Below are 13,883 nucleotides of genomic sequence, written 5' to 3'. Positions count from 1 at the left end.
CGCGCTTACCCCAGCGGGTCGTTCTGGCGCACCCCCCGATACATGCCCCACCGCACGACCCACGGCATCACCACGCGCTCGACCGACCAGGACGGAAAGCGGAAGGCGTGGCCGGTGGGCAGGAAGACCTCCAGCCCGTTGGGCTGTATGCCCACTAGCGAGCCCCACCGCCGCGTCGGCGCCCGGTAGCTGCGCAGCGGCCGGCCGGCGAAGTCGGCGAGGACGTTGCGGGCCACCAGGGCGTCGCCACGGTTACGGGCGGAGCTGCGCAACGGATCGGTCGCCGCGACGTCGCCGACCGCGAACACACCCCGGTGGCCGGGCACCCCCAGCTCCGGCGTGACGCGCACGAACCCGCGCTCATCGAGCAGTTCCGGCGGCAGCCACTCGGTGTTGGGCCGCACCCGCCCGATCGCCCACAGCACGGCTTCGGCGTCGGCCGGGGGTTGCCCGGTGCTCCACTGGACCGGTCCGCTGGTCAGTTCGTCGCCCGCGAACCCCTCGGTCAGCACCGCGCGGTGTCCCGGGTGCAGGCCGACGCCCAGCTGGGTCAGCCGGCCGCGGATCCGCTGCCAGATCCGTGGATGGTGCCCCTCGAGGGCGCACTCACCGGGGAAGTACAGGTCGATCCGCTTGTCCGGCCACGTGGTTGCCATGTTGAGCGCGCTGCTGACCGCCGCGGCCCCGCCGCCCACCACGACCACCGACGCGGCGGCGGCGAGCCGGTCGTGCGCGGCGCGCAGTCCCGCGCCGATCTCGGCGGCCGACTGCATGGTCGGCTGGCGCCAGAAGCCGTTGCTGACTCCGGTCGAGATGACCAGCGCGTCGTACGGCTCGGTGATGGCCGCGCCGTCTTCGCTTCGGCCGAAGACGGTTTGGGTGGCCAGGTCCACCCCGGTCAGCGTCGCCTGCACGATGCCAACGCCGTCGAGGCGGCGGAACCGGTCGAACGGAATCCAGTAATCGCGTGCCCAATCGTGCGGGCGCGAGAGCCGGACGCCGAGTTCCTGGCCGCTCACCAGCCCGGGTTTGGCCGAGATCCCGACGACGTCGGCATGCCGGGACAGCCGGATCGCCGCGAGGACGCCCGCGTCCCCGAGCCCGGCGACGATGACACGCTTACGGTTCATGCCGTTATCCTGCCCTGCGTAGCTTGCGGGCGAGCCGTTGACCGATCCGAGCGCGAGAGGGGCACGTCAGTTGATCGTCTCGAGCAGAATCGATAGCCCGGAGCGGCTGGGGGAGTCCGGGGCGTCGGCGCATCCGCGGGTGAGCGCCGCGCTGCGCACCGCGGTGCGTGCGTCGGCCCCTCGTCCCGCTGCGGCCCGGCGCGCCGCCAGGGACTTCGAGAAGCCCCTGATTCCGGCGGTCATCGCCGAGATCCGGTGGTCCTTCACCCGGCCGCGCACCTGGCTGATGGGTGTGGTGGCCAACGTGATCTTCGCCGCCGGCTGGTTGCTGGTGCAGCCGCTGACCCCGGTAGGCCGTCACCCCGACTGGGTGATCCTGGTGGGCACCTACTTCTCCTCGTGGGTGCTCGCCGACGTCACCACCACCAACTTCCTGGGCGCCGACCATTACCGCATCCTTCGGGGCCTATCGGACGGCGTGCCGTTCTGGCGAATCCTGTTGATCAAGAACCTCGCCCTGGTCGCGATCGTCGGGCTGCCCACCCTGGCCGCCGCGGTTGTCTTGACGCTGTGGCTGGAAACCCCGGCGCGGCTTGGCATTACGATCCCCACCGTCGCGGTGCCCATCGTGTCCTGGCTGGGTGTCGGCAACTTCATCTCGGTGCTGCATCCGGTCAGTGTCGAGCCGCTGATCCGGCGCTGGCGCCAGCGCGGCGATCTGCGCCGCACCCGCAGTTGGGTGCTGGCCCTGACGTTGCCCTATGCGCTGTACTACGTGGCCGATCCGATGAACGGGGTGGAGCACCGCGTGTTGTGGCAGCAGGCGCCCGCCCTGATCTGGCCGGTGTTCGGGCGCGAAACCAAGAGTTTCGTCCACCTCGCCATCGCCATGAGCGTGTGGGTCACGGGCAGCGTCGCCGCGGTGTATTGGGTGCGTCGGCGCGGATTGCAGATCCGCTAGGACACTTGGGGTTTGATCTCCTCGATGACCCATTGCGCGTAATCGAGGTATTCGTCCACGCCACTGACGGCGGGGACGGGAACCGCGGTCACGGTCACGCCCTGCTCGGCGAGCCAGTTCAACCGGTCGACGATCTGTGCGGCGCTCATGCCCGGCCGGTCGTTCGCGCGGCGGGCGACGTGTCCTTCGCCGACCCGGTTGGTGCCGAGCCCGTGCATCACCTCGAATTCCCGGCCGTCGTAGGCGGGCTGGGACTTGATGTAGTCGAGTTTCTCGGCGATCTGTTCAGGTTGTGTGAGGAACGGCCACCATCCCGCCCCGAAGGTGGCCGCCCTGCGCAGCGCGGCGTCGGCGTCCCCGCCGATCCAGATCGGAAGATGGGGCTTTTGAACGGGTTTCGGGTCGAAGGCGATGTCGGCGAACGACACATACCGGCCGTCGAATCGGGGTGAGTCGCTGGTCCACAATTCGACGATCGCGGCCAGATACTCGTCGGCGATGCGGCCCCGCTCCTGGAACGGCACTCCGAGCAGCTCGAACTCGCGGGCCAGCCATCCCACCCCGAACGTCACCATCATCCGGCCACCGCTCATCCAGTCCGCGGTGGCCAGCGCTTTGGCCACCACGATGGGGTGCTGCAGCGGCAGGATGGTGACGCAGGAGTTGATGGCCACCCGCTCGGTGGCCCCGGCGATGAAGGCCTGGGCGGTCGTCGAGTGCAGATAGTGCGACCCGGACAACTCGACGTGGTCGGTGGGGATGACGAGATGCTCGGGCACCGCGATCATGTCGTAGCCCCACCGGTCGGCGCATTGCATCATGCGGCGCTGTTCGGGCCCGGTGACGGCCGCCTCCCAGGGCTGCGTAATCGCCTTGAGGCGTAGCAGGTGCGGAACGGGAAAGGCGAATTTCACGGGGCAACTCCTGCTGAGCTCTCGGGTAGCTAAGGTCGTGGGCAGTCCCTGTAACAATCGCACGGGCATCCCGACCAGCGGTCCACGCCAGGCGACCTTTTCCAACGAGTTGTTAGTCTGGCGACGTGGACGGGCCTGGCGACAAACCCACGAAGGCGGCACTCGCCGCGACGAGTTGGGCGCTGCTGGGCATGATGTCCTACGAAGAGGAAGTCTCGGGCTACGACCTCAAGAAGTGGATCGACTGGAGCGTCGACCTTTACTATTGGAGCCCGTCGTACAGCCAGATCTATACGGAGCTGAAGAAGCTCGAGAGCCTGGGCCTGGTGACATCGCGCGTCGAGCACGACGAGGGCACGCGCAGCCGCCGGCTGTACAAGATCACCCCGGCGGGGATGGCCGCCGTCACCGACTGGACCAACAACGCGCCGGTGGACCCGCCGATGCTCAAGCACAGCGTGTTGCTGCGGGTGACCTTCGGGCATCTGAGCAACCCGGCGCGGCTGAAGGAACTGCTGCAGGAGCACGTGGCGTATGCCGAAGCGCGACACCGCAAAGCGGTGGAGGACGCCGAGGGGGCGGAGATCGAACCCGCATGGGCGTATTCGGTGATCGCCCTTCGCTGGGCGGCCAAGTATTACGCCGCCGAGCGAGAGTTCGCATTAGAGCTGATGAAGGACATCGACGAAGCGGACGCCATCATCGAGAAGGCCGCCAAGGGCGGCTACGGGCGCCCGCGTCCCACGCCGGGCTTCTGGCGCGAGGTCGAAAAACAGGTCGAAGCCAAACGCGAAGCCGACTAGCGAGCTAGTGCTGGCGGTGGCGATCCGCCTGGCCCGGCTCCACCGCGCTTGCCGTCGCCGTGCCCGCTGCGTCGCGGGCCGCGATGTAGCCGTAAACGAGTCCCTGCGCGATCGTCGCGCCGGCTCCCGGGTACGTCGTTCCGAAGGCGTTGGCGGCGGTGTTGCCGATCGCGTACAGCCCGGGGATTGCTGTCCCGTCTTCGCGCAGCACCCGCGCCCGCTCGTCGGCCCTCAGTCCGCCGCACGTGCCGAGATCGGAGAGCACCATCCTGACGGCATAGAACGGCCCCCTGAGCAAGGGACGCAAGTTCGGATTCGGGGCTATTGTCGGGTCGCCGTAGTACCGGTCGTACGCACTGCGCCCCCTGCCGAAGTCGGGATCTTGTCCTGCGCAAGCACTTTCGTTGAATCGGAGCATCGTCGCGGTGAATTCCGAGACCGGGACGTTCATGTTCGCGGCCAGCTCGGCGTGGCTGTCGGCGCGCACCGCGATGTCCGCGTCGTACCAGGCCTGCGGAATTCGCATCCGCGGAAATAGTTCGGCGCCAAAGACATAACTGTTGCGGTATTGCTGGTCGAAGACGATCCACATCGCTTCGACAGTCGTTCCCGCACGCTCCAGTTCGAGCAACCGCTGGCCGAACGACATGTAGTCTGCGGACTCGTTGGCGAACCTGCGGCCGTTCTGGTCAACGATCAGCGAGCCCGGGAGTGACCGTTCGGCGAGCATCACCATCGGCGCCTTGCCCGGCAGGGGTGCGACGGCCGGGAACCACCATGCCTGATCCATCAAATCGATGTCCGCCCCCAGCTCCTGCGCCGCGCGGATGCCGTCGCCGGTGTTCGATTCGGCGCCCAGGCTCAGGTTCGCGCCCAGCGCTTCGGACTGGAATTTCCACCGGAGGTCCATGCTGTGGTCGAATCCGCCCGTCGCCAGCACCACGCCTCGACGAGCCGTAACCGTGACTTCGCGTCCAGCGTGATCCAGGACCGCGCCAGTTACCCGGCCGTCGTCGCCGGCGAGCCGCAACAGCGTGGTCTCGGTCCACAGGGGGATTCCCGCCCGCAGCACTCCCGCGAAAAGGCCGGCCGTCAGGCCTTGGCCACCGGCCGCGTAGTGACGCCCCAGCAAAAGACCGCCGACGCCCTGCGTCACTCGTTTGAGGATCGTCGGGATGCCCTTGCGCGGCACCCGCGCCATCAGATTCATCCAGCGGTAGTCCGCGCCCGTCGTCGGGATCGGAACGGCGGCCTCCATGACCCCGGGCCGCAGCCGGGAACGGTATTCGCCCAGCACCGAGGTGTTCAGTGGACGACATTCGCAGGTGCGACCCGCGGCGCTGCCCCCGGCTTGCTCGGGATGGTAATCCGAGTAGTCACGGGCCCAGAAGAGACGCAGCGGGGTGGTCCGGCGTAGCAGCTCGACCGTTGCGGGCAGGTGGGCCAGGAACGCGGCAGACCGCTGCCCCGGTGCCGACCCGGCGACCAGCGACGCAAGGTATGTGGAGGCGCGTTCGGCGGTGTCGTTGGCACCGGCGTCGGCGAGCACCGGACTTGCGGGCAGCCACAGTGCACCGCCGGACCGGGCGGTCGAACCGCCCACATATGACGACTTCTCCACGATGAGCACCGATAGCCCAAGCTCATGGGCGGCGAGCGCGGCAGTCAAGCCGGTGCCTGAACCGACCACCAGTAGGTCGACGGTCATGTCGGCCACTGGAAGTCCGGCGGGAATCGTCGTGCTCGGCGCGGTCACATCACAGAACGGTAGGCGTGGGCGCGGCGGCACAGCAACGGTCTTCCTGATGAGTGGAACATCTGCCCCCCGAAGCCCGGTCGAGGGGGGTTGAATGATGCCCATGAGTTTGCAGTCTGATTCCGACGAAATCCGGCTCATCGAGGCGCAGGCGGCCCCCACGCGGTTCGCGCGTGGCTGGCACTGTTTGGGTCTGATCAAGGATTTCGGCGACGGTAAACCGCACGCGGTCAACGCCTTCGGGCAGAAGCTCGTCGTCTTCCGCGGCGGTGACGGAAACATCAACGTGCTCGACGGCTACTGCCGGCACATGGGCGGCGACCTGTCCCAGGGTGAGGTCAAGGGGAACGAGATCGCCTGCCCTTTCCACGACTGGCGTTGGGGCGGCGATGGTCGCTGCAAGCTGGTGCCCTACAGCAAGCGCACTCCCCGGCTGGCGCGCACCCAGGCATGGACCACTCTGCAACAGGACGGGATGCTCTTCATCTGGAACGATCCCGAGCGCAAACCACCTCCTCCGGAGGTGACGATCCCGCGCATCGAGGGCGCCACCAGCGAAGCGTGGACCGATTGGCACTGGTACACCACCGTGGTGGACACCAACTGCCGCGAAATCATCGACAACGTCGTTGACATGGCGCACTTCTTCTACATCCATGGGTCTCTGCCCACGCAATTCAAGAACATCTTCGAAGGCCACGTGGCGACGCAGTACATGAATAGCGCCGGCCGTCCCGACATCGGCGGTGAGGGTCCCAAGATGCTCGGGACCACCTCGGTGGCGTCCTACTGGGGTCCGTCATTCATGATCGATGACCTGACCTATCACTACGAGGACGCCGACCACCAGACCGTGCTGATCAACTGTCACTACCCGATAGACGCGAATTCCTTTGTGCTGCAATACGGAATCATTGTCAAGAAGTCGGACGCCCTGCCCGAGGATCTAGCCATGCAGACCGCGATCACCCTCGGCGACTTCGTCAAGATGGGCTTCGAGCAGGATGTGCAGATCTGGCGTCATAAGGCGCGCATCGACAACCCGCTCCTGGTCGAGGAAGACGGTCCGGTATATCAGCTGCGTCGCTGGTATCAGCAGTTCTACGTCGATGCCGCCGATGTGCAACCGGATATGGTGAACCGCTTCGAGTTCGAGCTGGACACCACCCGACCCTACGAAGCGTGGATGAAAGAGGTCGATGCCAATTTGGCGGCCAGGGCCTGACGATGCTGGAAGCGTCTGTGCGCGAAGATAACCGGCTCGAAGCGGCGCCGATGGTGCCGGTGACGTGCCGTGAGTGCGGTGCGCGGGTGCTGGCGCGCAAAAGCAGTTGGAACCAGACCAGCGTGCAGTGGGACGCGGCGGCCTCGGCGCGCTGTGTCGAGCGGCGGGAGGCCGAGCGCCTGGCCGGCCATCACCGGGGACCGTTTCTGGCGTGTGCCGCTTTGCGTGATTCGATCCAGGTCGCCGTCGCGACAGGAGAATTGGCGATTGTCGACCCGGTAGCCTGACCGGCGTGAGCGGCGAAGCGCGAAACGATCCTTCGTACAACGGCGGCAAACTCAACAGACTCATTCGACGTGCCGCACCCGTCTGCGACCGGCAGGCTGTCGATCGCTGACGCGTCGACGCCGTGCAGAGGCGGGTGCGGCATCGTCGCCTCCTACGTGGACGACGCCGGCATGATGGGGATCTTCTTCATGGCACTGGCGCGCGGATCAGGCGCCGCCGCGGCGGCACGATGATTTTCTTCACCCCGGGTATAGGTCCACACGCAGAAGGGTTCACCGACGGCGAATTTGAAGTCTTTTGGCGGCAAGTTGATCTCAAGTTTGCAGCCAGGAAAGAACGGTGCTGAGATGCGTTGCTCGAAAGTGCAGTTCATCCATGCTCGCGCGGGTGGGTAGAGACCTTCATCGGTGTACTTCTGCAGAACCTCACAACGACGCATGTTGAGCACCACATGATCAGGGTTGTACACGATGTATTCACCGCCATACCCCAGCGTGCCGTCGATGCTCAGACACGCCAGCTTGAGAAAGTCGACGACATGCACGGGCTCGATCTTGAGCACCTTGGCCAGCTTCGGGTATTCGTAATCGATGATGAGCTGGTACATGTCCGGTAGTCCCAGCCAGACCTCTTCTTCGGGAATGATTTTGGTCCACTGATCGATGAAATAGTTGTGTCCTTTGAGGTATTGGTCCCAGTAAGTCTTGATGAGCCGCATCAGCGCATCCTTGGTCAGATCCTCGGTCTGAACATCGAAGGGAATCGCTTGGTACTGGGCGTTTTTCCAGTCCCAGGCCGGGGGGGCGATGAAACGGCCCATGGGCATCACCTGGCGCATTACCGCCCTCGACACTTCGGCGGCCACGTCCATGGCGGTGTTAATGCCGACTTTCTCTGAGTAGATTTTGACGTGGGCATAGGGCATGAAGTTCAACGTGTCTTCGAACACGCGGGCCAAGCCGAGAAGAAAATCGCGTGAGAAGTCTTCGATATTTCCGACCTTGCCCATGAAGTCGTGGGAGTAGTCGTCGTAGTTCAGTTGGGCTGATTCGGTGGTCATTGCTCCTCCTAGTAACTTGCGATGTCGTTGCATCGCCTTCGCGTGGTGTCACCCGCGTCGGTCGAGGGTTTTGAGGTCCACCCCGGGCTGGTACACGGCCAATAACTCACCACGTATGCTGTGTCAGATTCGGCATTCCTGGCAGAATCTGACATGTTGAGGGTAGGGCTATGACAATGCATCTCGCCGTCTGGCTTCCCGCTCAGCGGGACCTCGCGCGCCGTGGATACGCGCGTGAGCAGTACAGACAGCTACGATGAACGCGCTAGGCGGGTATCAGGGAGCCGCAACGTGAGGGTAGTGAGCAGGCCCGCGACATTGACGGCGCGGCGTTCCGCGGAACTCCGCGTGGAAATCGCCTTGGCGGCCCGCGACCTCTTCCTGGCGGAGGGTTCGACCTCGGTTACGGTCGAGCGAATCTGTGAAGCGGTGGGCATCGCGCCGCGTACCTTTCACCGTCACTTCCCGGTCAAAGAAGACGTCGTGATGCCGCTGTTTCAACGATTCGGCGCACTGAGCATCGACGTTCTCGAAAACGCCGCGCCGACCAGCGGCACCGTCGACACGCTTGTCGAAGCGTTCGCAACCGAGGTCCCCAAGCGTGGGCAGATCGACATCGACCGCGCGTTCATGGCGCTAATGATCGACGACCCCCAATACCGACTGCGGTGGCTGGATTGGGGACAAGATCTCATCGACCCCGTCTCCGCGTTTCTGGCCGATCGATTCGACATCGGCAATGATCCGTTCACCCGAGAGTTGCCGGCGCAGTTGGTTATTCAGGCTTGCCGGTGCGCCTATGTTCACTGGGTACGGGACGGCGACTTCGGCAACCTGCGGTCCACCCTGCGCGTTGCCATGCAGATGATCGTCCGAAGCCTGCCCACTCTGTCGCCCCCAGAGTGATACGGCGCAGCTTGGTACGGTGAACCCGCCATAGGCCTTGGGGCGGACCGATACCCGCCGGCACCAGTCACCCACCAAATACGTCGAGTGCTCCGACGTACGCGCGGTTGGCCTTGACGCGCTCAATCAAGCACCACGATCCATCAGGGCGGCGCCGCCAAGTGTCGTGATAGTCGCCGATGGTATAAAACCGCGTCGTCGGATCGGCTGTCGAGTTCAGGTGCACGTCGCGGATATAGGAACGGCTCACCGCGGTATCTCCCGTGACGTCGATGATGATGTTGCCCAAGAGGTGTTGAGTGGGACCGCACTCGTCGAGGAACCCGCGAATCGTTTCGATGATCGCAGTGCTTCCCTCCAGTCGCCCTGTCCCGAGATCCCCTTGGGCATCCTCGGCCAGAATTGCGGCCATCACCGCGTAGTCGCGGTCGTCCATGGCTCGGGCGAACAGGTTCAGCGCGCGTTCCACATCATGCTCATCGCACAGAACCTGAAGTCGATCAGTAACCATGTCAGGCGTGAGCTCCGCCGTCGACGCGAATCTCGGTCCCGGTGAGGAACGCACCGTCGTCGGAAGCCGCCATGGCGATCACCGCGGCGACCGCGCTCGGGTCGCCGAGAATTTCGCTGTCCTTACCGTGCAGCAGCGGAGTTTGCTTGGCCCACAGCCCCAGGTCATAGCCGTCGGGCATTTTCTCCAGCGTGCTGTTGGCCAGTGCCGTCGAGATCCCGCCGGGTTGGATGTTGACCGCGCGCAGCCCCTGCTTGGAATACTCGAGTGCCAGCGAATGCGTGAAGCTCAGTATGCCGCCCTTGCTGGCGGCATACGCGGCCATGTAGGGGTGGGCGAACGACGCGGCGGTGGAGGTGAAGTTGACGACCACACCGCGGCCGGATTCGAGCAGCGCCGGTAACGCCTGGCGGGTCATCAGGAAGGTGCCAGTCAGATTGACTGCCAGCGTCCTGTTCCAGTCGGCCAGCGTGGTCTGGTGAGTGTGCGAACACGTCTGTACGGCCGCGACATTGACCAGCACCTCGAGGCCGCCGAGGTCGGCTACCGCGGCACCGACTGCGGCAATGACATCCCCTTCGACCGAGATATCCAGTACGGCGGTGGTCAGGCGTTTACCGGTGCCGGCGTCGTCGGCGGCGGCAGCCGTGCGTGCCAACCCCTCCGCGGAGATGTCATAGGCCACCACGGTGGCCCCTTCGTCGAGCAGACGGGCTGCGGTGGCCGCACCGATCCCGGAGCCGGCCCCGGTCACGATTACGCGGCGGCCTGCGAAACGGTCCATGACGCAATGCCTCTCGGTGATCAGGTCAGCTGGAACGCGCTCAGCGGCGCCTGGTCGGGATAGGTGGTTGGACCCCCGACGTCATAGGCGGCGTTGAGGGCAGCGATGAATTCTGGGTCATGCAGTGGCTCACTCGGGACCTCGAGCTTGATGCCCTTGGCATTGAGGTCATCCAGCATCATGTCGATCGCGCGGTCGATGGTGATGTCGTCGGAGCCTTCCATATTTTTCTTGAGTTCGTCGTAGTCGGAGAAAACCTCGGCCGACCAGTGGACCAGGAATCGCAACTCGTCAGTGTGGTGGCGGGCGATGATGTCGTCGCCGTTCTTGAGCAGCCAGTGGTTGCGATCGGACGGGTCGCCCGTGAAAACTGTGTCGAACGCCAAACCGGTGGGAACCTGTTGTTCCAGTGGCCCGTTGGCTTCCCCGCGGTGCACCATCATCTCGTTTTGCACCACCACGCCGCGATTGTTGATCGGCGGCAGCACTCGCGCCGGGGCTTTCAGCGGACCGTCGGGCCAGTAGGTAAAGCCACTTCCGGCGTCGAGGGAGAACCACGTGATCACCTGCGCCATTTTGATCAGGTAGTCGGAGAACAACCCCGACTTGCCCATGACGCTGCACAGCCAGGTCGGTGCGTTCTCGTGGCGTACACCGCGAAAGCTCGGCGAATCCAAGTGACCCGGATCGCGGTTGGCGCAAGGGCCATTGATGTTGAAGAGCATCATCTCGGGCTTGGCGTACTCAGCGTTCCAGTAGCGCTTCGCATGTTCAAGGAAAGCGGCGTTGTAGAAGCAGTCGTGTAGTTCGGGGTACAGCACAGCGCCATAGCTGGCGAGGTAGCCGCGGAACGTCGGCGTAAGAAACAGGTCCAGCGAGGGGGTGAACCCCTCAGGAAACGCACCGCTCATCGTCGCCATCAGCTCATCGGCGGACGCGAAGTGCTGGGCGATAATGAGGCGCCACGGACCGTGCGTGTGCACCACATTCAATAGGCGCTCGCGCTGGTCGTCGGTGTAGACCTTGTCGATTTCGCGGGGCGGGGCGGCCGGCCGCAGCACGTCGGAAAGCTCCATCCGGCGCTCGTCGGTGAGCATCAGCTGTCTCCTTTGCGGTTCAAGGTTTGTTGATTGTGCGCAGGATCAGCGCGATGCGGTGTACGGCTGTCCGGTGATCGGGACGTCAAAACCGCAGCGGATGGGCGAACTTGGCCCGCAGCAACCCGCCGATCTCGGCGAGCGCCAGCCGGCCGCGAGCGGTGGCATCGGAACGCATCAGAAAGCCGTGGTACATGCCGGGATAGCGGGTGAGGGTGGTCTGCACGCCGGCGTCGCGCAGCCGGCCCGCGTAGCGCTCACCCCAGTCCCGGATGGGGTCGCAGCCCCCGGTGACCACGATCGCCGGTGGTAGACCGGACAGGTCGGCCGCATACGCCGGGACCAGATATGGGTCGGTGGGGGGTCCGGCGTCGCCATCGGCCAATGCGTGCATGTAGTCGATGTCGTCCCGGGCGAGCAGTGGCGCATCGGGCAGCATGACGATCGAGGCGACCGACATGTCGCGGTCCAGGCCCGGATAGAGCAGCACCTGCGCACAGACGGTCGGTCCGTGGCGATCGCGCGCGGCCAACGCCACTGCCGCCGCCAGCGACCCACCGGCGCTGTCGCCGATGACCGCGAGCCGATCAACGTCGACGCCCAGCTCGCCGGCGTTTCGCGATACCCATTCGGTGGCGCCGTAGGCGTCCTCGAATTGGGCCGGCGGCGGCGCCTCCGGGGCCAGCCGGTAGTCCACAGCCACGACGGTGGCCGCGGACGCCGAGGCGAGTTCGCGCGCCAGCGGCTCGAACGAGTGGTTGGACCCCATCACCAGTCCGCCGCCGTGCAGATAGATCAATACCGGCCCGCCGGAATCATTTGTCGGACAATAAATCCTGACCGGAATGTCGCCCGTGGCAGCGGGGATCAGCCGTTCGGTGACGGCGGCCATCTCGGGCATCGCCGCCGGCAGCGGCGCGGACTCGAGTCCCGCGCGCACCGCGGCCAAACCCCGTTGCCGCATCGGAGCGATCTCGCCTAGCGAGGCGACCCGGGCGGCCGCGTCGGGATCCAACGCATAAGGCGTCATGTGGTTGCCATGTCACTGCGGCGCGGATTCAAATCGGGTCTCGGTCCTAAGTTGTGGGGATTGTTGTGCGGCAAGAACATTGGCGCGCTCGACCATCGCCGCGCCCACGCTGTCCGGGTGGGTGTGCAGGTAGAAGTGGCCCTCGGTGGACTGCGTGAAGATCATCTCGGCGGCTTCCAGCGGATCCATCGACGCCGCCTTGATGTCGAGCATCGTCGAGCGGTGGCCTTCGGCTGCGGCCACGTCACTGGTTACGCCGGGTTCGACACCGCCCGCTGACTCGAAGATGTTCGAGCGCACCGGTCCGGGCAGCACGGCCTGGACGTGGATGTGATGGTGGTGCCCGGTGGCCTGCACCTCGAGGTGCAGACACTCGGTCAACGACAGCACCGCATGCTTACTGACGATGTAGGGCGCCTGTAACGGGATCGCTACCACCGCGCCCACCGACGCGATGTTCCACACCCAGGCTTGCTCGTCGGTGGCCATCATCTTCGGCAGAAATGCACGCACGCCGTAGAACACGCCGTTGACGTTGATGTCCATGATGCGCCGCCAGTTGGCCACCGGGGTGTCCCACAGGTAGCCGAATTGCTCGATGCCGGCGTTGTTGACGAGCAGGCGCACCGGTCCGACGTCACGGTAGGCGCGGTCGGCGAGGTCTCGGAGGGCATCGGGATCGCGCACGTCGCAGAGGACATCGTGTGCCACGCCACCCGCCGCAGACAGTTCGTCGCGCAGTGCGGCCGCGGCGTCCGCGTCGATGTCGGCCAATACCACCGTCATGCCCAGCCGGGACGCGTACCGTGCTAGCCCGGCTCCCAGGCCGGATCCGGCGCCGGTGATGACCGCGACACCGCCTCCGAATGCTTGTCGAGCACCCATCACTGTGCGCCGGCGCCGCTTTCGGCGTGCAGTTCCGAGAGCAGGACCGAGTTGGTGGCGTCGAGAATCACGTCCATGTCGGTGAACTCCAGTCCATTGGGACCGCGCCGAACGGCGACGTTGACCACCCCGCTGGACACCGCGAACGGCACGAAGTTCGCGATCTGGTTGACGAAGATGTAGAACCGCGCGCGGGTGGCCCCGTCGTCAGTGCCGTCCGCGCCGGTGCGGTGCACGTTGGTCGCGTGGTGGCGCAGTGGGTAAGGGCTCTGCTCGCGGTGCTCGGACAGCCATCCCATCACCGCGTCGCGGCCCTGGAGCTCCGGAGACATCAGTTCTTCGAAAGGACTTGCGCCGGAATCGCTTCGGGTCAGGTAGTGCACGTCTTCGGCGTAACTGGCCGCCAGCTCGTCGTAGTGGCCCTCGTCGTAGTGATACCAGAAGGATGCGATGAATTCCTGCAGTTCCGGCAGCGTGATGTCGTCGCTCATCCCGTCAGTCAACCCCGAGTGTGGTCGCGGTAACACCGCGGA

The 13,883-nt window shown here is 65.3% G+C and carries 14 protein-coding genes and 1 pseudogene; 5 read left to right on the top strand and 10 right to left on the bottom strand.

The genetic code is table 11. From position 1 onward, the window contains the following. Nucleotides 1–5: 5 nt before the first annotated feature. Nucleotides 6–1,130, bottom strand: coding sequence for an FAD-dependent oxidoreductase (locus A5732_RS13185; RefSeq protein WP_076053595.1), 1,125 nt, complete (start codon nt 1,128–1,130; stop codon nt 6–8). A 70-nt stretch (nt 1,131–1,200) separates the two neighbouring features. On the opposite strand from A5732_RS13185, the gene A5732_RS13180 reads away from it, so the two are divergent. Further along, nucleotides 1,201–2,091: a hypothetical protein gene (locus A5732_RS13180; RefSeq protein ID WP_371915850.1), complete on the top strand. Its 891-nt coding sequence runs from the start codon at nt 1,201–1,203 to the stop codon at nt 2,089–2,091. Here A5732_RS13180 and A5732_RS13175 read toward each other — a convergent pair. Continuing rightward, nucleotides 2,088–3,005: a TIGR03619 family F420-dependent LLM class oxidoreductase gene (locus A5732_RS13175; RefSeq protein ID WP_076102415.1), complete on the bottom strand. Its 918-nt coding sequence runs from the start codon at nt 3,003–3,005 to the stop codon at nt 2,088–2,090. The genes A5732_RS13180 and A5732_RS13175 overlap by 4 nt on opposite strands. 191 nt (nt 3,006–3,196) lie before the next feature. Here A5732_RS13175 and A5732_RS13170 point away from each other — a divergent pair, with 191 nt between their 5' ends. After that, a complete protein-coding gene (locus A5732_RS13170; protein WP_249266774.1) occupies nt 3,197–3,808 on the top strand; it encodes a PadR family transcriptional regulator in 612 nt (203 codons plus the stop codon). Nucleotides 3,809–3,812: 4 nt separating this feature from the next. On the opposite strand, the gene A5732_RS13165 is transcribed toward A5732_RS13170, so the two are convergent. Next, complete coding sequence (locus A5732_RS13165; protein ID WP_076102414.1) at nt 3,813–5,564, bottom strand: 3-ketosteroid-delta-1-dehydrogenase; 1,752 nt, start codon at nt 5,562–5,564, stop codon at nt 3,813–3,815. Nucleotides 5,565–5,667: 103 nt separating this feature from the next. Here A5732_RS13165 and A5732_RS13160 point away from each other — a divergent pair, with 103 nt between their 5' ends. Together A5732_RS13160 and A5732_RS13155 are read left to right on the top strand one after the other, a co-directional pair. Beyond that, nucleotides 5,668–6,789 (top strand): Rieske 2Fe-2S domain-containing protein, encoded by a 1,122-nt coding sequence (locus tag A5732_RS13160; RefSeq protein ID WP_076053613.1) that lies wholly within the window; start codon nt 5,668–5,670, stop codon nt 6,787–6,789. A gap of 2 nt (nt 6,790–6,791) precedes the next feature. Then, nucleotides 6,792–7,076 (top strand): ferredoxin, encoded by a 285-nt coding sequence (locus A5732_RS13155; protein WP_076053586.1) that lies wholly within the window; start codon nt 6,792–6,794, stop codon nt 7,074–7,076. A 152-nt stretch (nt 7,077–7,228) separates the two neighbouring features. Here the strand turns inward: A5732_RS13155 and A5732_RS13150 are convergent, their stop codons facing one another. Then, entirely contained in the window at nt 7,229–8,137 is a 909-nt protein-coding gene (locus A5732_RS13150) for a hypothetical protein (RefSeq protein WP_076053583.1), read from the bottom strand. Between the two features lie 360 nt (nt 8,138–8,497). Between A5732_RS13150 and A5732_RS13145 the strand changes: the two genes are divergently transcribed. Further along, nucleotides 8,498–9,043 (top strand): TetR/AcrR family transcriptional regulator, encoded by a 546-nt coding sequence (locus A5732_RS13145; RefSeq protein ID WP_249266773.1) that lies wholly within the window; start codon nt 8,498–8,500, stop codon nt 9,041–9,043. Between the two features lie 67 nt (nt 9,044–9,110). On the opposite strand, the gene A5732_RS13140 is transcribed toward A5732_RS13145, so the two are convergent. The 6 genes and pseudogenes from A5732_RS13140 to A5732_RS13115 form a co-directional block, all read right to left on the bottom strand. Then, nucleotides 9,111–9,554, bottom strand: coding sequence for a nuclear transport factor 2 family protein (locus tag A5732_RS13140; protein WP_076053579.1), 444 nt, complete (start codon nt 9,552–9,554; stop codon nt 9,111–9,113). A gap of 1 nt (nt 9,555) precedes the next feature. Beyond that, nucleotides 9,556–10,338 carry an SDR family NAD(P)-dependent oxidoreductase gene (locus A5732_RS13135; protein WP_076102413.1) on the bottom strand — a complete coding sequence of 261 codons (783 nt, stop codon included), beginning with the start codon at nt 10,336–10,338 and terminating at the stop codon, nt 9,556–9,558. A 20-nt stretch (nt 10,339–10,358) separates the two neighbouring features. Continuing rightward, nucleotides 10,359–11,435 (bottom strand): hypothetical protein, encoded by a 1,077-nt coding sequence (locus A5732_RS13130; protein WP_076053574.1) that lies wholly within the window; start codon nt 11,433–11,435, stop codon nt 10,359–10,361. 45 nt (nt 11,436–11,480) lie between these two features. Continuing rightward, nucleotides 11,481–12,465 (bottom strand): annotated as a pseudogene (locus tag A5732_RS13125) (alpha/beta hydrolase). Between the two features lie 12 nt (nt 12,466–12,477). Next, complete coding sequence (locus tag A5732_RS13120) at nt 12,478–13,350, bottom strand: SDR family NAD(P)-dependent oxidoreductase (RefSeq protein WP_076102412.1); 873 nt, start codon at nt 13,348–13,350, stop codon at nt 12,478–12,480. After that, the gene (locus A5732_RS13115) at nt 13,350–13,841 is read right to left on the bottom strand and encodes a nuclear transport factor 2 family protein (protein WP_076102411.1); all 492 of its coding nucleotides are present in this window, start codon (nt 13,839–13,841) and stop codon (nt 13,350–13,352) included. The genes A5732_RS13120 and A5732_RS13115 overlap by 1 nt, the downstream gene beginning before the upstream one ends. Between the last annotated feature and the right edge of the window lie 42 nt (nt 13,842–13,883).

Origin of the sequence: Mycobacterium colombiense (assembly GCF_001953985.1) — a bacterium.
GTDB classification, from domain to species: domain Bacteria; phylum Actinomycetota; class Actinomycetes; order Mycobacteriales; family Mycobacteriaceae; genus Mycobacterium; species Mycobacterium colombiense_B.
The sequence above is the reverse complement of the archived record's forward strand: the minus strand, read 5'-3'. Positions and strand labels throughout refer to the sequence as shown.